Source organism: Actinoallomurus liliacearum, from assembly GCF_039542035.1.
Classification (GTDB): Bacteria; Actinomycetota; Actinomycetes; order Streptosporangiales; family Streptosporangiaceae; genus Actinoallomurus; species Actinoallomurus liliacearum.
Genome location: NZ_BAABHJ010000003.1, coordinates 277081 through 294822, shown reverse-complemented (window position 1 = coordinate 294822; position 17742 = coordinate 277081). Strand labels below are relative to the sequence as shown.

Annotated in this window: 10 protein-coding genes; 2 read left to right on the top strand and 8 right to left on the bottom strand. The window is 71.6% G+C overall.

Annotation, left to right across the window (positions count from 1 at the left end; genetic code table 11):
- Positions 1 to 23 precede the first annotated feature (23 nt).
- The 6 genes from ABD978_RS07195 to eccD form a co-directional block, all read right to left on the bottom strand.
- Positions 24 to 3338 carry an AAWKG family protein gene (locus tag ABD978_RS07195; RefSeq protein WP_345350332.1) on the bottom strand — a complete coding sequence of 1105 codons (3315 nt, stop codon included), beginning with the start codon at positions 3336 to 3338 and terminating at the stop codon, positions 24 to 26.
- Between the two features lie 58 nt (positions 3339 to 3396).
- The gene (locus ABD978_RS07190; protein WP_345350329.1) at positions 3397 to 3861 is read right to left on the bottom strand and encodes a type VII secretion system-associated protein; all 465 of its coding nucleotides are present in this window, start codon (positions 3859 to 3861) and stop codon (positions 3397 to 3399) included.
- Between the two features lie 126 nt (positions 3862 to 3987).
- Positions 3988 to 4311 carry a WXG100 family type VII secretion target gene (locus ABD978_RS07185; protein WP_345350326.1) on the bottom strand — a complete coding sequence of 108 codons (324 nt, stop codon included), beginning with the start codon at positions 4309 to 4311 and terminating at the stop codon, positions 3988 to 3990.
- 49 nt (positions 4312 to 4360) lie between these two features.
- On the bottom strand, positions 4361 to 4687 hold the full coding sequence (locus tag ABD978_RS07180; RefSeq protein ID WP_345350323.1) for a WXG100 family type VII secretion target: 327 nt from the start codon (positions 4685 to 4687) through the stop codon (positions 4361 to 4363).
- A gap of 159 nt (positions 4688 to 4846) precedes the next feature.
- Positions 4847 to 6358, bottom strand: coding sequence for a type VII secretion protein EccB (eccB, locus tag ABD978_RS07175; RefSeq protein WP_345350320.1), 1512 nt, complete (start codon positions 6356 to 6358; stop codon positions 4847 to 4849).
- 33 nt (positions 6359 to 6391) lie between these two features.
- Positions 6392 to 7789: a type VII secretion integral membrane protein EccD gene (gene eccD / locus ABD978_RS07170; protein ID WP_345350317.1), complete on the bottom strand. Its 1398-nt coding sequence runs from the start codon at positions 7787 to 7789 to the stop codon at positions 6392 to 6394.
- A gap of 337 nt (positions 7790 to 8126) precedes the next feature.
- Between eccD and eccCa the strand changes: the two genes are divergently transcribed.
- A complete protein-coding gene (eccCa, locus tag ABD978_RS07165) occupies positions 8127 to 12074 on the top strand; it encodes a type VII secretion protein EccCa (protein ID WP_345350314.1) in 3948 nt (1315 codons plus the stop codon).
- Between the two features lie 89 nt (positions 12075 to 12163).
- On the opposite strand, the gene ABD978_RS07160 is transcribed toward eccCa, so the two are convergent.
- Both ABD978_RS07160 and ABD978_RS07155 read right to left on the bottom strand, forming a co-directional pair.
- Entirely contained in the window at positions 12164 to 12721 is a 558-nt protein-coding gene (locus ABD978_RS07160) for a sigma-70 family RNA polymerase sigma factor (RefSeq protein WP_345350311.1), read from the bottom strand.
- 291 nt (positions 12722 to 13012) lie between these two features.
- Complete coding sequence (locus tag ABD978_RS07155) at positions 13013 to 14269, bottom strand: S8 family serine peptidase (RefSeq protein ID WP_345350308.1); 1257 nt, start codon at positions 14267 to 14269, stop codon at positions 13013 to 13015.
- A gap of 156 nt (positions 14270 to 14425) precedes the next feature.
- On the opposite strand from ABD978_RS07155, the gene ABD978_RS07150 reads away from it, so the two are divergent.
- Positions 14426 to 17740 (top strand): right-handed parallel beta-helix repeat-containing protein, encoded by a 3315-nt coding sequence (locus tag ABD978_RS07150; protein WP_345350305.1) that lies wholly within the window; start codon positions 14426 to 14428, stop codon positions 17738 to 17740.
- The last annotated feature ends 2 nt before the right edge of the window (positions 17741 to 17742 follow it).

Sequence of the window (17742 nt, the reverse complement as noted above, 5' to 3'; positions counted from 1 at the left end):
CTGTCCGGCCGGCTCCGCCGTTCTCAGCCGATGACGGCCGGCGCGCCGCCTTCGTCCGTGCCCCAGACGTCCTCTTCCTCCGGCGCCCACGCATCGCGCTCGCGGTCGCCGCTCTCCGTCTGGCGGTGGTCCTCGCCGCCCGAGTACGGGTTGTACGCGGAACTCGTGGGAGTGCGGCTCGCCCCGGGCACCGCCTCCTCGTAGCCCCGGTTCCGGCGCGCGCGCCGGCCGAGGGACCCGCCGTCCGCGGGGAGGATGTCCTCGTCCTCGTAGACCTGGCGCACCCGTTCGCTGGTGCCGTTCTTGTCACCGCCGCCCATGCCGCCCATGCCACCCATGCCGCCCATCGGCGGCGGGTACCCGCCCGTCTGCCCGGCGGGCGCACCGCCGGTGGTGGTCCCGTCGAGGCGCGTGGCGGGCGGCAGCACTCCGCCGGACTGGCCGACGGGGAACGTGGTGGGGGTCGCGGTCTGGCCGCCGAGCGACGCCGAGGGGGCTCCCAGCGGATTCCCGGAACTCGGCAGGTCGTGCAGGGCCGACTCGTAGTAGCCCGCCGTCCCGTTGCCGGTGCTCAGGTACGCCGTGTCCGGAAGCGACACGCCGTCGCGGCCGAGCGGGGTCGTGATGGTCTGGCCGTTCGGCTCGTGGGTGACCGCGCTGCCCGCCTGCGGGTTGATCGTGGTGTAGCTGCCGTCCGGGTAGCGGGTCGTCACGGTCCCGTCGGGGTTGACCGTCGTCCGGCTGCCGTCCGGGTTGGTCAGCGTGTGGCCGTGGGTCAGGTGGTCGGTGGTGGTCGACCCGTCCGGGTGGATCGTCGTCTCCAGGCCCGTGTGCGGGTTGATGGTCGTCGAGCTGCCGTCGCTGTAGTCGGTGGTGATGCTGCCGTCGGGGTTCAGGGACGAGTGGCTCTGGACCTGGCCGGGCTGGAGATGTCCGGTCTGTGAGTCGAAGCCGGCCGGGTTGTGGTCATAGACGGTGGTGAGGCTGCCGTCGGGATTCTGCACCACGTGGCTGTTCAGCTGGCTGGGCTGGAGCTGGTACGTGTCCGGCTGCTGCACGACCTGATGAGACCCCGGCTGCAGGTACTGCTTGGCGATGTCCTTCTGCTGCTGCTGCTGATCCTGGCGCTGCTGCTCGTACTGCTTCCTCGCCTCGTCCTGCTGCTCCTTCTGCAGCTGCTCCTGTTTCCGCTCCTGCGCCTGCTGATCCTGGCGCTGCTGCTCGTACTGCTTCCTCGCCTCGTCCTGCTGCTGCCTCTGCAGCTCCTCCTGCTTCCGCTCCTGCGCCTGCTGGTCCTCGCGCTGTTGCTCGTACTGCTTCTTCTGCTCCTCCTGCTGCTGGTTCTGCAGCCGCTCCTGCTTCTTCTCCTGTTCCTTCTGATCCTGGCGCTGCTGCTCGTACTGCTTCTTCTGCTCCTCCTGCTGCTCCTTCTGTTGTTGCTGCTGCTCCTGGTACTGCTTCCTGGCCTCGTCCTGCTGCTGCTTCTGCAGCTCCTCCTGTTTCCGCTCCTGCTCCTCCTGCTTCTTCTGGTCCTCCTTCCGCATCTGGAGCTGCAGCTGCATCTGCTGCTCGTTCTGCCTTCTGGCCTCGTCCTGTTGCTGCTTCTGCAGGTCCTCCTGATGCTTCTCCTGCTCGTCCTGATGTCTCTGCTGCTCCTCGTACTGCTTCCTCTGCTCCTCCTGCTGCTCCTTCTGTTGTTGCTGCTGGTCCTGGTACTGCTTCCTGGCTTCGTCCTGCTGCTGCTGGTACTGCAGGCGCTGTTCCTTCTCGATCTCCTCCTGGTGCTTCTTGTCCTCCTCACGTTCCTTGCGCTGCTCGTCCTCGAGCTCCTTCTGGTGCTTCAGATCCTCTTCGCGCTGCTTGCGCTGCTCGTCCTCGAGCTCCTTCTGGTGCTTCAGATCCTCATCGTGCTGCTTGCGCTGCTCGTCCTCGATCTGCTTCTGGTGATCCAGATCCTGCTTGCGCCAATCATCTTGCTTCTTCTCCAAGTCGTCCTGGTGCTTCTTGGCGTCCGCGGCGGCCTTGTCGGCCTTGTCCTGCGCGGCCTGCGCCTTGTCGGCCTGGAGGTCGGCGGCGAGGTTGATCTCGACGGTCGTGAGCTTGGGGATGCTGTCGGGCACGTCGACCCAGGCGTTATGAATGACGCGCAGCGCCTCTTCGGCGGCCTTCCCCAAGTAGTCGTTCACCGAGTTCTGCCAGCGGCCGATCGCCTCCTCACCGATCGCCTTCCACGTGGTGAGGGAGTTCAGGGGACCGTAATTCTTCGCACCGATTTTCGTCGTCGCGTCGCCGCTCCACCCGTCCTCATCGACCTGGTTCCAACTGTCGTAGGAGTTGTAGCCGTAACTCTCGTGCCACCGGACCTTGGTGATGTTGTTCAGCCAGATCTGGTCGGTGATGTCGAACAGGATGTCGCACAGCCAGCGAAGTGGATTGCCCAACCGGAGCGCCCAGTCGCTCCAGACCCAATAGAGGTCATCGATCGCCTTCTGGAAACCCGACTTCGCGGTCAGCAGATTCTCGGCCACCTTGGAAATGCCCAGACCACCGACCGAGAGAGCATCCGTGTAGTTCTGATAGTTGATGCCGAGCTGGTGAATGATGTCCCAGAAGACGCCGGCCGCCTGTCCACGCCAGGCCGCGTCCTCCGATCCCAGCGCGTCCTCCCACTGCTGGATCGTGGCCCTGGAGGTGAAGAAGAAGAGCGCCGCCCGGTTGAAAGCCTTCGCGGCCCGGTCGAAGGTCTTGAGGTCGACGGCGTCGTCATCGAGGACGGACACGTTGTTGAAGGCGAAACCCTGCGTGGAGTACGGCGAGTACATCAGTTTCTCGAGCGCGAGGCCACCGCCGTAGCTGTACTGGGCGAGCGGCGCGGAATCCCACCCTTCGAAACCGTCCGGCATGAGGTGCGATCCCTTGCCGAACTTCCCGCCGGGGGACACACCGCCGTGCGGCATGGTGTGTTGGGAATCGGTGCCGAGCAGCGTGATGCGCGCCCTGCGCATGTGCACCTCTGTACCCGTGGACAGGGTGCTGACCGACGAGTCGTCGGTCGGGCCGTAGAAGGGGACGACGAAGTCGGTGTCCTCGATACGCCAGCCGGAGTTCCGCGTGCGCCAGTTCATGTTGTTGATGGCCTCGGCCTCCGCGTTCGTCGGCGTGGCGCCCGAGGTGTCGATCTCCACCTTCATCAGCGGGATGTCGTCGTTGCCGTAGAGGCTCTTGAAGATCTCGCCGCGCGGGAGGGACGGCTTGTAGCCGGTGAGCAGTTTTATGGCGTCGAACCAATGGTCGTTCGCCGAAGAGGCTGGAGCCTTGTCTCCTGCGGGGTCCGCCATGATCTGCTGCTCTCCATCGAAGGCTCGACGTCGGAAGAAGGGAGGGAGGTCGGTGCGGTCAGGTGGTGGTGTCGCCGCCGGTGGTCTGGAAGTCGCTGGGCACCGTGCCCAGGGTGTCCAGGAAGATCTTGCCGTCGATCTTCGTAAGTGAGTCGTGCTGGCCGTCCATGAGCTTCGTGATCGTGGTGTTCAGGTACTTGTCCAGATCGGTGAAGAGCTTGAGCTGCTTCTTGTAGATGTCGGAGATGGACTGCGCCGACGTCGTGATCGCATCGACGATCGCCTTGCCGCCGGTCCCCGAGTCCTTGCCCAGCGCGCCGATCGCGAGGGGTGCGTGGTTCTGGTAGAACTCCTCGCCCGGGGCTGTCTGGCCCTTGCCCAGGAGGACGTCGATCGGCGGCACATTGTTCGTGTCGGTCTTGTGCGCGACCTTGTCGATGGAGTCTTTGAAGTTTGCGATGTCGTGGTTGACGAAGTTCTGCAGCGAGGTCTTGTCCAGCGCCAGCTTTGTCTTGTCCGCCATGGCTCCGCTCTCCTGAGGTCTGTCAGTTCCAGGGCCGGCCGGTCCGGTCCGTCGCCGCCGGGTGTTCCGGCGTCCGCATGCCGTCCTCCTTCGGCCGCCCGCTCACGGGCGGCCGAAGGAGGGCGGTCAGCCGCCGATCCGTACCTCGGACCACATCTGGCTGAGGCTGTTCTCGTTGTACTTGTAGCTGCCGGAGATCTCGTCGAGCAGCTGCGAGTGACTGGTGAGGATCTGCTCCATCGACTTGATCGCGTTGTCCCAGGCCTGCTGCTTCTGGTTGTAGGTCTGGGCGTCGTCACCGATCCACTGCTTCTTGAGCTCGGCGAGCTCCATCTCCATGTTGGAGATCGTCTGCGCGATGGCCTTGGTCTGGGAGACCAGGTCGTCGGCGGCGTTGCCCATGTGGTTGTAGTCGACGTAGATGAAACCGTCGGTGAAGTCCTCGCTCATCGATGTCCTCGTTTCGCGTCAGAAGGAAAGAGCCGGGGTCGTTCCGGGGTCAACCGTGCAGGGCGTTGAAGACGGCCTGAGCCTGCTGGTAGCCCTGGTTGATCGAGTCGTTGCTGGAGCCCTGCTGCTGGTGCTGCGAGACGAGGGTCTGGTTGAGCTTGTCGACCATGTCCTGCAGGTTCTTCAGGATGACGTCCGCCTGCTGCTCCCAGGAGTTGACGAGGTCCTGGAACGCCTGACCGTCCGAGCCCTTGTACCCGGAGGCCAGATTGAAGCGGGTGGACTCGACGTCCTGCTTGATCTTGGTGATCCCGGTGTAGGCCATCTCCAGGGCCTGGATGCCGTTCTTGGTCGCCCTGACCTCTGACTGCTGCATGCCTGCCACGCTGCGCCTGCCTCTCTGGTTCGGTGCTCACGGGAAACCGGGAGCGAGATCGTGCGTCGAGGTCCGCCCGGCCGGCACCGCCATCGGCGCGCCGCCGCCGACCGGTTCGCGTCTCCTTCCGTACTCCGTGGTAATGACCCCGACTTGCCGTCAACTTGTCGTCGCCTTGCCCGGACCTGTTGTCGTCGCCCTGCCCGGCCCCGGCGTCGGGGCCGCGGCCGGACCGGCGCACGGCGGCGCGGTGCTCGAGGAGATCCCCGCCTGCGCGGCCGCCGCGCTCAGGTCCGGTCCGGTCGGCAGCATGTTCAGCAGCGGCGATGGCAGGGCCACCACCTGGCCGGTCGAGTACCCGAGCGCCGCCAGGTCGGAGGCGGATGCGACGCGGTACTTGGTGCCCGTGTCGGTCACCAGGTAGGTCGTGCCGCCGACCGTGCCGCCCGCCGCCGGCAGGACGCGCACCAGCGCGCCGCCGCCGGGCGGCACGGTGATCCGGTCGACGGGCACGCACGCGGACGTGGTCGCCGCCTGGGCGACGACGCCGAGCGAGGCCGGGTCCTGCAGCGCGACGCTGACCCGGGGCCCCACGGCGGTCGGCTGGACCCGGACGCAGGCGTGCTGGTCCGGCTGAGGGCCGACCAGGCGCGGCGGCGTCTCGGGCAGCGCGCCGGCGGCGACCGTGCCCGGCGCCAGCCGGCCGTTCATGGCGTCGGGCGCCAGGCCGATCGCGTCGGGCGTCCGGCCGCCGTACGCCTTGGCGCGTACGGCGGGATCGGCCAGGATCAGGACCGCGACGGTCGTGGTGACCTCCGCCAGGCCGTCCTGGCGCAGCTGGTAGTACCGCGGCTTCGAACCGAGCACTCCGACCTTGAAGACCTGCCCGATGCGGGTCGCGTGCCCGTCGAGCGACGGCCCGGAACGCCCCAGGCCGGGCACGGTGGGAGCGGCCAGGTCCGGTCCGGCCGGCAGCGCGTCGACGAACGCCGCCGACACCGGGGTCGGTGTCCGGCCCCCGTAGCCGAGGGCCGTCGCCGCTCCGCCCTTCGGGTCCAGCCGCAGCCTGCTGCCCTGCCACACCAGGTACACGTGCGCGTCGGGCGTGGTGACCAGCAGTCCCTGACCGGCCGTCAGCGCGCCGTCGCCGCCGGCGTCCCCCACCCCGACGGCGAGGGTCGTGACCGGCGCCGCGGAGCCCCCCACCCCGGTGCCGGAGCAGACCGCCCACGCCCCACCGACCAGACCGCCGGCCGACGGCAGCGCGTCGGGCGCCCCGACGATGCCCACCGGCTGGCCGTGCGGCGTCCCGTCCAGCGACTTGGTCCGGACGTGGTGCGCGGTCAGCTTGGTGCCGCCGATCAGCCGCGCCGACGCGTAGTTCTGCACCGGACGCAGCCGCCCGTCCACGTAGAGGTAGGACGCGCCGGTCTCCTGGTCGACGATCAGGCTGTCCGCGCTCTGCCAGGAGGCGGACCGGCCCGGGGAGATCAGCCCCCAGACGAACGCCCCGCCGCACAGCAGCACGGAGATGACGATGCCAATGATCACCCCCCGGTTCGTACGGCCCTGGGGGCTCTCCGGCGCGTCGGGATCCGCCCGGAGCATCCCGGACGTGATACGGCCCATGACGAACATGTGGGCGTGGACCTGGTCGCGGCGGGACTGCATCGTCGCCTCTTCCGTCGTGCTCTCGTGTCCTGGTCAGCCGATGGCGCGCAGTTCGCCGTACACGCCGAGGACCCACAGGGTCAGCGGCAGCATGCCGATCGCGACCAGGCTCTGCAGGAGTTCGGCGGCGCGGCCCCAGTACGGCACCATCCGGCGGCCGGGCACCGTCCAACCGGCGATCATGAGCGCCGCGGTCACCCCCATCAGCGCCACGGCGATGATCACCCGGCCGGTCGATCCCGTCCGGGCGACCTCGACGGCGACGATCGTGGCCGCCCCCCACACGCCCGGCAGGGCCATGAACAGGCGCTGCCAGACGTTGCCCAGGCCGCGGCTGTGCAGCACGAGCAGCAGCGACAGCGCGGCCGCGAACACGAGCTGCGCCAGGTCCTCCTGGTGGGCCAGTGCCGCCAGGCAGGCGGTGCAGGCCAGCCCGACCGTGCCGTACAGCCCCGTCATCCAGCCGTCCGCCAGGACCGCGCGGGCGGCGACGGCCTTCGGCGAGCGCGGTTCGATGCCCTCCTGGAGCTGGTCCGGGTTGGTCGGCAGCGGCGGCATGCGCAACCCGGACAGCCGGAACGACAAGGTCGGTACGAACGCGCCGAACACGACCGCGAGCAGGGCGACCACCGCGGCCGCCTCCTCCGGTGGGAAGCCCGCCACCATCATGAGGGCCCCGGCGAGGGCTCCGGCGACCGCCAGCACCGTCACGCCGACGAACAGCGCCGTGTACGCCGCCACCAGGGCCAGCGCGAGCACGGCCCCGCCCGCCTCGGCCGCGGACGCGGCGAGCAGCCGGGCGCCCGCCACCTCGAAGCCGTCCGGCCCGGACAGCCGGCCGCCGGGCAGCAGCCATCCGGCCAGGATCAGGAACGGACCGGCCATGACGCCCAGGAGCGCGGCCGACGCGGCGTCGCCCACCGCGCGGCTCGCCGCCGCGGCCCCGGCGAGCAGCAGGAGCGCGGCTGCGCCCGCGGTCACGATCCGCTGCTCGGCCGGTCCGCTCGGCAGCGCGAGCACCGCCAGGACGGCGACCATCACGCACACCGCCAGGCCGCGCAGCAGTCGCCGGCTCGCCTGCGGGCTCCACCCGTACGGGCTGTCCTTCATCGTGGTGGAGATGCCGTCCACCAGGTCGTCCAGCCGCACCTCGGGCAGCGTTTCGGTGCGGGGCCGCAGGTAGAGGGTGTCGCCGTCGTGCAGGTCGAGCGACTCGAGGGTGGCGTCCTCGTCGAGCGGCGGTCCGCCCAAGCGCTGCAGCACCCAGCCCTCGTGCTCGATCCCGGTCTCGCCGAGGTCGTCCCCGCCGTAGCCGAGAACGGCGGGGAGCAGGTCCGCGACCGGGACGTCGGCCGGCACGGCCAGGTCGATGGTCTTGGCGGGGGCGCGTACCGTCAGCCGGCACAGGTCCGCCGCCGAGCTCTTGCTCATTGGGCTCACTCGTTCTTTCCACGAACACCCGCCGCCGTCGCCGAGCGGGGGCGCGTGAATGGGTCATTACTCCACGTCGGTCCGTCTGCGCAGTGCTCTCCACTCGGGCATACGCACGTGACGGCCGAGCGGTTCACCCCGATTCGCGAATCACCGCGCGAAAGTGCGGCACGCGCCGATCGGCGACACCGGGGCGCACGCCGCGCTGTACGATTCGCGGTGACGCAACCGGCCTGCTCCGCAGGTCCCCTCCGCGGCTCTCCACTCCGCCGAGCGCGCCCGGCGACCACCGTCCGCCGGCGCGGCGCTTCGTCGTACCACGCCAGGAGGCCGTTCGTTGAGTTTCGTGCTGTTCCGCAGGCCGATGCGCCGGCGTCCGCCCGAGATGCCCGAAGGGGAGCTCAGCCTTCAGGAGCCTCCCACGCTGCCCGAGACCGTGCCCGACAACTCCGCCGTCTGGACGTACCTGCCGATGGCGCTGATGTCGGTGGCCATGGTGATGATGTACATGACGCGCGGCAGCGGGGCGAAGAACAGCTTCCTGCCGCTCTCCCTCGGCCTGATGGTCCTCGCCGCCGGGGCCATGCTGGTCGGGCAGGGAATGCGCAAGAGCAGCGAGCGCAAGGAGAAGCTCAAGGGCGCCCGCCGGGACTACCTGCGCTATCTCTCCCAGACCCGGCGCAAGGTGCGCGCGGCCGTACGGGAACAGCAGCGCGCCCTGGCCTGGCGGCATCCGGCGCCGCAGACGCTGTGGTCCATGGTCGGCACCACCCGGATGTGGGAGCGCCGCCCCTCGGACCCCGACTTCGCCGAGGCGCGGCTGGCGGTCGGTGACCAGAAACTGGGCCTGCGGCTGGCGCCGACGACGACCAAACCGGTCCAGGACCTCGAGCCGCTCACCGCGCACGCGCTGCGCGGCTTCGTCCGGGCCTACTCCACCGTGCCCGACCAGCCCACCGCCGTCTACCTGCAGTCCTGGGCGCGCGTGCTCTTCCGGGGGGACGAGGCGCAGATCCGCGGCGCCGTCCGCGCCCTGGTCGCCCAGCTCGCCCTCTTTCACTCTCCGGACGACCTGTGGATCGCGCTGTGCGTCGCCCCGGACCGGCTGGCGGAGTGGGAATGGGTCAAGTGGCTGCCGCACAACCTGAACCCGCACGACACTGACGCCGCCGGCCAGGTCCGCATGGTCGCCTCGGACTTCCCGGAGCTGGAGGGCATGCTCGGCGCGGAGTTCTGGGAGCGGCCCGCGTACGACCCGGAGGCCATGCCCGCCCGGGAGGAGCCCTACACGGTGCTCATCGTCGACGGGGGCACCGTGCCCGCCGGGCACGCGCTGGACGGCCCCGGCATGCGCAACGTCGTCGTGCTCGACCTGTCCGGAGCACTGACGTGGCGGCCCGGCCGTACCACCCTCCGCCTCGACGTGCAGGACGGCGAGACCCGGCTCGTCCGCACCGACCGGGAGCGCAAGGAGCAGCTCACCGTGCTCGGACGCCCCGACCGCCTGGGCGTGCGGACCGCGACCGCGCTCGCCCGGCGGCTCGCGCCGTACCGCCTCGGCGTCGGGCCCGAGAACACCGAGCCGCTGTCGGCCACCACGGACCTGGGCACCCTCCTGGGCATCCCGGACCTGTACCGGCACGAGCCCCACACCCTCTGGCGCAAGCACACCCCCGCGGAACGGCTGAAGGTGCCGATCGCGGTCGGCGCCGACGGGAAGCCGGTGGAGCTGGACATCAAGGAGTCCGCCCAGGGCGGCACCGGCCCGCACGGCATGCTGATCGGCGCCACCGGCTCGGGCAAGAGCGAGCTGCTGCGCACCCTGGTGCTGGCGATGGCGCTGACCAACTCCTCCGAGACGCTCAACTTCGTCCTGGTGGATTTCAAGGGCGGCGCGACCTTCCTCGGCCTGGACGAGCTGCCGCACGTCTCCGCGGTCATCACGAACCTGGCCGACGAGGCCGCCCTCGTCGCCCGCATGCGCGACGCGCTGCACGGTGAGCTCATGCGCCGCCAGGAGCTGCTGCGCGCGGCCGGCAACTACGTCTCCGCCCTCGAGTACGAGAAGGCGCGCGCGGCCGGGGCGGCGCTGGAACCGCTGCCCAGCCTCTTCGTCGTCGTCGACGAGTTCAGCGAGCTGCTCGCCGCGCACCGCGACTTCATGGAGCTGTTCGTCATGATCGGCCGGCTGGGCCGCAGCCTGGGCGTCCACCTGCTGCTCGCGTCCCAGCGGCTCGACGAGGGCCGGATGCACCAGCTCGAGAGCCACCTGTCCTACCGCATCGGCCTGCGCACGTTCTCGGCCATGGAAAGCCGCGGCGTCCTGGGCGTGCCCGACGCCCACCAACTGCCGCCGCAGCCCGGCGCCGGTTTCCTCAAGACGGGCGTGGAGGCGCTGACCCGGTTCCGCGCCGCCTACTCCTCCGGTCCCTACCGGCGGCGCGGCAAGGCCGACCAGGCGCGGGTGGCGAGCCAGGTGGTCCCCTGGTCCGCGTCCCGGGTCGCCCAGGTCCAGCCCGCCCCGGTGGAGGTGACGCCGGAAGAACCGGACGAGACCGCCGAGACCCTCCTGTCGGTGGCCGTGGAACGGCTCCGCGACGCCGGGCCGCCGGCCCACCAGGTGTGGCTGCCGCCGCTCGACCTGCCGCCCACCCTCGACCAGATCCTCCCGCCGCTCGCGCCCGACGAGACGTTCGGCCTGTCGACCGTCGACTGGGAGCGGCGCGGCGGGCTCACGGTGCCGGTCGGCATCGTCGACCGGCCCTTCGAGCAGATCCGCGACCTGCTGGTCGTCGACCTGTCCGGGGCCGGTGGGCACGTCGCCATCGCCGGCGGCCCGCAGAGCGGCAAGAGCACGCTCGTCCGCACGCTGATCAGCGCCCTGGCGCTCACCCACACGCCGCGCGAGGTGCAGTTCTACTGCCTCGACTTCGGTGGTGGCACGCTCGCCGGCCTCACCGGCCTGCCGCACGTCGCCGGGGTCGCCAGCCGTTTGGACCACGAGCGCGTCGGCCGCACCGTCGCGGAGGTCACCGCGCTGCTCGCCGACCGCGAGCAGTTCTTCCTCCTCAACGGCATCGACTCGATGGCGACCTACCGGCGCCGCCGGGCGGCCGGGGAGTTCGCCGACCAGCCGCACGGGGACGTCTTCCTCGTCGTGGACGGCTGGTCGACGGTGCGCCAGGACTTCGACCGGTACATCCAGACGTTCAGCGCGATCGCGGCGCGCGGCCTCAGCTTCGGCATCCACCTGATCGTCACCACCGCGCGGTGGGTGGAGCTCACGGCGGCCGTGCGCGACCAGGCGGCCACCCACCTGGAGTTGCGGATGGGCGACCCGATGGACTCGGAGGTCGACACCCGCCGCGCGGCGAGCGTGCCGCGCGCCCCCGGACGCGGCATCACCCGCGACAGCAAGCTGCACTACCTCACGGCGCTGCCGCGCATCGACTCGGTGGAGAGCGCCGACGACCTCGCGGACGGCGTCGCGGGCCTGGTCGCCGCGGTGCGCGAGAGCTGGTCCGGCCCGGCCGCGCCGCCGGTGCGGATGCTGCCGGCTCAGCTCAGCGTGCGGGAGCTGCCGGCGCCCGAGGGCGACTTCCGGGTGGCGATCGGCCTGGAGGAGGAGCGGCTCTCCCCCGTGGTGCACGACTTCGCCGAGACCCCCCACATGGTGGTCGTCGGCGACACCGAGTGCGGCAAGACGAACCTGCTGCGCCTGGTCGCGCGGGCCGTGACCGAGCGGTACACGCCCGCGGAGGCGCGCATCATGGTGGTGGACTACCGCCGTGAGCTGGTCGAGGTGGTTCCCGAGGAGTACCGCCTCGGGCACGCGGTCAGCATCGACGCGCTGCGCGACCTCGTCGTCGGCGCGGGCCAGGCGATCAAGGCCCGGGTGCCGGGACCGGACATCACCCCGGCCCGGATGAAACTGTGCGACTGGTGGAACGGGCCCCGGCTGTTCATCCTGGTCGACGACTACGACATGGTCGGCGCCGGGCCGATGCAGCACCCGTTCGACCCGATCGTCGACCACCTCGCGCTCGGGTGGGAGGTCGGGCTGCACATGGTCGTCGCCCGCTCCGCCGCGGGCGCCGGCCGCGGCATGGGCGAGATGATGATGCGCCGGCTGCAGGAGGTCAACACGCCGTCCCTGCTGATGTCCTGCCCGCCGGACGAGGGATACCTCTTCGGCAACGTCAAGGGCCGCATCCTGCCGCCCGGCCGGGCGATCCGGATCGCCCGGCGCAAGGCCGTGCAGGTCCAGACGGCCATGCTCGACTGAGGGGCACGAGCGGCGCTCGTTCCGGGGCCGGCTCCCGGGGGCCGACTACCGGTGGCCCCCGGGAGGCTCGGGTACCGGAGCGGCGCCGCTCAGTCCATCACGGCGCGGTCGCGCAGGGATGCCCGCAGCGCACGCATGGCGTAGTGCGCGCGGGACTTCACCGTTCCCGGCGCGAGGCCGAGCGCGGCCGCCGTCTGCTCCACGCTGTGGCCGAGGTAGTACGTGTAGATCAGGATCTCGCGCTGCTGCTCGGTGAGCTCGTTCATGACCTCGAGCACCGCCCGGAGCGTGACGACGCGCTCGGCCGGATCGGGCACGGCGCGCTCTTCGGACTCGCCGTCGCCGACCTCGTTCGGCCGGGCCTGCCGGGCGCGGTAGTGGTCGATCACGAGCCGGTGCGCGACGGTGAACAGCCAGGTGCGGACCCGGTCCGTCGTGGGGTCGAGGATCTCGCGGTGCTGCCAGGCCCGTACCGCGGTCTCCTGGACGATGTCCTCGGCCCGGTGCCGGTCGCCGTTGCAGAGCCGGAGGGCGAAGTTGAGCAGCACGGCGCCGTGCCGCTCGTACAGCGCGCGGGAGAAGGCGTCGTCGTGCGCCGGATCGTGCGGCCGGGCCGGAACACGCGGGGCGTCATGCCGTCGCGGCACGGCTACTCTCTGGGCGGCCGCGGACGGCCGGTCCAGCACTCGGCTGCGCGTCATGGAAGGCGACCCCATTCTCACGATTCGTCATTGCGGACCGGCCACGGCGCTACTTGACCTCGGCCGTTAATGAAGCTTCAACGATTCAGCCGTGGTCTTGGCGACTCCTTGCCGCCGACTTGCCGCTATTGACCGGCCGGAGTCAGGTGACCCCTCCGACGCCCTCCTGGTGCGGGGCTCCGGCCCGGATGCCGGACCGCCGGGGAGGACGCCGGGGACCGCCCCGAACGGGGGTCGTCACGCCGAAGTGGACGCCTTCGGTCGCTCTCCCGAGGGGGCACCGCCGGCCGGCCGCCAGCCCCGGGCCCGGCCGAGCGGGACGATCACCGCCGCGCCCGCGACGAGGGCCACGAGCCCGCCTCCGACCGAGGCGACGACCAGCGCACGGGTGCGGGCGGCGTGTGAGGCGGTCCGGGCCGGCAACCGCATGGCGGCCGCGGGCGTCGGCCGTGCGGCCGCCGGGGACGACACCGCCGCCACGGCGGCGTACGGGTCCAGGACCGGCTTGGTCGCGGGGTAGGCGGACGCGACGAGCCGGTTCGCCACCTCGGCCGCCGTCAGCCGGGGCTGGTACGCGCGCACGAGGGCGGCCGTACCGGCGACGAACGCGGCGGCCAGCGAGGAGCCGGACCCGATGTAGTTCCCGGCGCCCTTGGGGCCGATGCTCACGACGGCGTCGCCGGGTGCGGCCAGGTCGGCGGCGAAGACGTCCGGCGCCTCCTGCGGGCGCGAGCCGTCCGGCCCGAAGTCCTCGACCGCGACGACCTGCGGGATGAAGGCGGGGAAGTAGGGCCGCGCGGGCGGCGCCGACGGCGTTCCGCCGGCGGTGGTGGGCACGGCGTCCGGCGCGGCGGGCGCGACCACGACGGCGTCCTTGCGGGTGGCGTAGGCGACCGCGGCCGTCAGCTCCGCTCTGCCCTCGGTCAGGGCCGCGCCGACGTACACGACGCGGGCACCGCGGTCGACGGCGGCGCGGATGCCCGCCGCGACCGTGCCCGGCGAGGCGGTGCCGTTCTTGCCGGTGCCGCGGACCGCGAGGATCCGCGCCTGGGGCGCGATCCCGCCGCCGGTCGCGTCCTCGGCACGCCCCGCGATCAGGCCGGCCGCGAAGGAGCCGTGCCCGACACAGTCCTGCCCGGCGTCCGCCACCGCGGTGACCCGGCCGGCCAGCGCGGGGACGTTCGCGGCCACGCCGGTGTCCACGACGCCGACGGTGACTCCGGTTCCGTCGCTGAGCTCGCGGACCCGGGCCACTCCGAGCGCGCTCATCGTCCACGGCTGCGCGTGGGCCGGGGTGGGGGACGCGCCGGTGCACGACCGTCCGGACGCGAGCGCCGACGGGATGACGGGCAGGCCGACAGGGCCGGGCGCGGCGCCGGGGGGCCGTTCGTACGCCGTGGCCGCCGCGGCTCCGGGAAAGGCGGAGACGAGAAGCGAGGCCGTGGCGGCGGCCACCGACGCCACGGCGCGCAGGCGCCGGGGGACACGTCGCATGCGCTCAGCGTAGAGATCCGATCTTGTCGTTCTCTTGTCGCCTGGGACAAGTATCCCCGCTGGTCAGAGGCCTTGCGGGCGAGGGTGTCAAGCGGCCCGCGCGAACGGCATGATGGTTGTCTCGTCGGCACCCCACCGACCCGAGGAGGGTTCAGCGTGTCTCGGCAGTTGCTCACGGTCTCCCCGGATGAGCCAGGCGCTTTCCGGACAATCGAGGAGGCGCTGGCGGCGGCACGTACCGGGTCGGTGATCCGTATCCGGCCCGGCCGGTACCCCGAGAGCCTCTTCATCCGCACCCGGGTCACGATCGTGGCCGACGGGGACCGGGGCAGCGTCGAGATCTGCCCGCGAAGCGGCACCGCGGTGATGCTCGTGGCGGACGCCGTGATGCTCACCGACCTCACGCTGCGCGGTGGCGGCGACGACGTGCCGGTCGTCGACGCCGCGCGCGGGCAGGTCGCGATGGAGGGCTGCACCGTGGCCGGTTCCGGCTGGACGGCCGTGCTGGCCCGTGGGTCCGGTTCGCTCGCGATGCGCGGCTGCCGGATCACCAACGCCGAGGGCGCGGGCATCGTCGACACCGCGGACGCGGCCAGCGTCATCGAGGACTGCCTCATCGAGAACCTCGGCACCTCCGCCGTCGTGCTGGGAGAGAAGTCCCGGTCGACGATCCGGGGCTGCCGGCTGCGGGACGCCCGCGGCAACGGCGTGCTCGCCAACGGCGAGGCCCAGGGTGTGATCGAGGACTGCGAGATCTCCACGACCTCGAAGCCGGCCATCGCCCTCGAGGGCGACAGCGCCACCCGGATCGTGCGGACGAGCGTTCGCGACTGCGCGACCGGCGTGTACGTGACCAGCGGGTCGCGCCCGGCGCTGGAGGAGGTCTCGGTCACCGACATCACCGCCGGTTCCGGCATCGTGCTGGCCGGGGGCGCGGATCCGCTGCTGCGCCGCTGCCGGACGGCCCGTACGAAGGACAGCGGGCTGTCCGTCACCGAACGCTCGCGCGGCACGTTCGAGGCCTGCGAGTTCACCGGGTCGGCCGCGCCCGCGATCAGCGTCGTGGGGTCCAGCTCGCCGACGCTGATCGACGCGACGGTGCGCGAGTGCGCCGACGCGTCCGCGTCCGTGCTGCTGGCGGACGACTCCGTCGCGGAGTTCGACCGGCTGGAGGTCGTGGACGCCGCCGGCACCGCGATCGCCATCCGGTCCGGCGCCAACCCGCTCGTGCGCAACGCGACGATCACCGCGGCCGGCGGGACCGGCGTCGAGGTCACCGAGGACGGGCGCGGACGGCTGGAGCACTGCGTCGTCGAGCGGGCCGGCGGCGCCGCCGTGCGCATCGCGAGCGGGGCCAACGTCTCCATCCGCGACTGCGACCTCCGTTCCCCCGGCGACGCGGGGGTCGCCGTCGACTCCGGCGGGATGGGCACGATCCAGGACTGCGCGGTCTCCGGGAGCGACGCCTCCGGCGTGGTCGTACGCGAGGGCGGCGACCTGAGCCTCACCCGGGCGCGGATCAGCGACTCCGGCGCCCACGGCGTGCTCCTCATGGCCGGCGCGCGGGCGACGTTCGGCGACTGCGAGATCACCGGGAGCGTCGGTGACGGCGTCCGGGTCGACACCGCCGAGGCCGTCACCGTCACCGGCTGCGCTGTCCGCGACAACCGCGGCGCCGGGCTGCGGCAGTCCCGCCCCGGCCGGCTGACAGTGCGCGACCTGGACAGTTCCGGGAACGCCGTCCCCGACTCCTGGGGCGACGAGGTCGCCGCGGCGGCCGGCGGCGCGCCGGGCGGCAAGGACACCCGCGCGCCCGCGTCCGCCGGGCCGCTGGAGGAGCTGGAGTCCCTCATCGGCCTCGAGGGCGTGAAACGCCAGGTGCGCGCGCTCGTCAACCTGAACCAGCTCTCGCAGCGCAGGGCCCGGCTCGGCATGCCGGCCCCGCCGATGAGCCGGCACCTGATCTTCGCGGGCCCGCCCGGCACCGGCAAGACCACGGTCGCCCGGCTGTACGGCGGGATCCTCGCCTCCCTCGGCCTGCTGCCCTCCGGGCACCTGGTGGAGGTCTCCCGCGCCGACCTGGTCGCGCAGTACGTCGGCGCCACCGCCATCAAGACGACGGACGCGTTCAACGAGGCGCTCGGCGGCGTCCTGTTCATCGACGAGGCGTACACGCTGGTCACCGAGGGCCGGGGCGGCTCGCACGACTTCGGCCGCGAGGCCATCGACACCCTCGTGAAGCTGATGGAGGACCACCGCGACGAGGTCGTCGTGGTGGCGGCCGGGTACACCGCCGAGATGCAGACCTTCCTGTCCGCCAACCCGGGCATGGCCTCGCGGTTCAGCCGGACCGTGGAGTTCACCAACTACTCGGTCGACGAACTCGTCACGATCACCGAGAAGATCTGCGAGAGCCACCGCTACGAACTGGACCCGACCACCCGTCAGGCGCTCGCCGCGCACTATGAGCGGATGCCGCGGGACGCCACCTTCGGCAACGGCCGTACGGCACGCCTGGTCTTCGAGGAGATGATCGAGCGGCAGGCGTTCCGGCTCGCCTCCATGACCGACCCGGCCGAGGGCGACCTCAGCCTGTTGCTGCCGGAGGACGTCAGCGACGCCGCGGCAACGGACGGCGCGGTGGGCGCGGAGCGCGAGACGCTGCTGGCCCGGCTGTCGGACATGATCGGCCTGGCCGGCGTGAAACGCGAGGTCAAGGACATCGTGGACCTCCTCGCGACGGCCCGGCAGCGGGAGGCCGCCGGACTGCCCGTACCCCGGCTCAGCCGGCATCTCGTCTTCACCGGGTCCCCCGGCACCGGCAAGACCACCGTTGCCCGGCTCTACGCCGAACTGCTGCACAGCCTGGGCGTGCTGCCGCGCGGCCAGCTCGTGGAGGTGGCGCGCGCCGACCTCGTGGGCCGCTACGTGGGCCACACGGCGCAGCTCACCAAGGAGGTGTTCCAGCGCGCGCTGGGCGGTGTGCTGTTCATCGACGAGGCGTACACCCTGACCCCCGAGGGGGCGTCCAACGACTTCGGCCGGGAGGCGGTCGAGACCCTGCTGAAGCTGATGGAGGACCACCGCGACGAGGTCGTGGTCATCGTCGCCGGCTACACCGACGAGATGCGGCGCTTCTTGAACTCCAACCCCGGCCTCGCCTCCCGGTTCTCGCGGCAGGTGGAGTTCGAGGACTACAGCACCGACGAGCTCGTCGCCATCACGCGGAACCAGGCCGTGGCCGCGGGCTACGAGTGCGCTCCCGAGACCCTCGCCGCGGTGCGCGAGTACCTCGACGCCCTGCCGCGGGACCGGACCTTCGGCAACGCGCGCCTCGTCCGGCAGATGCTGGAGACGATGATCACCTATCAGGCGAGGCGGCTCGGCGGGATGCGGTCGCCCGGCGTGGCGGACCTGCGCCTCCTGCTGCCCGCGGACCTGCCCTCCGCGAACACCCCCAGCGCGCGCTGACC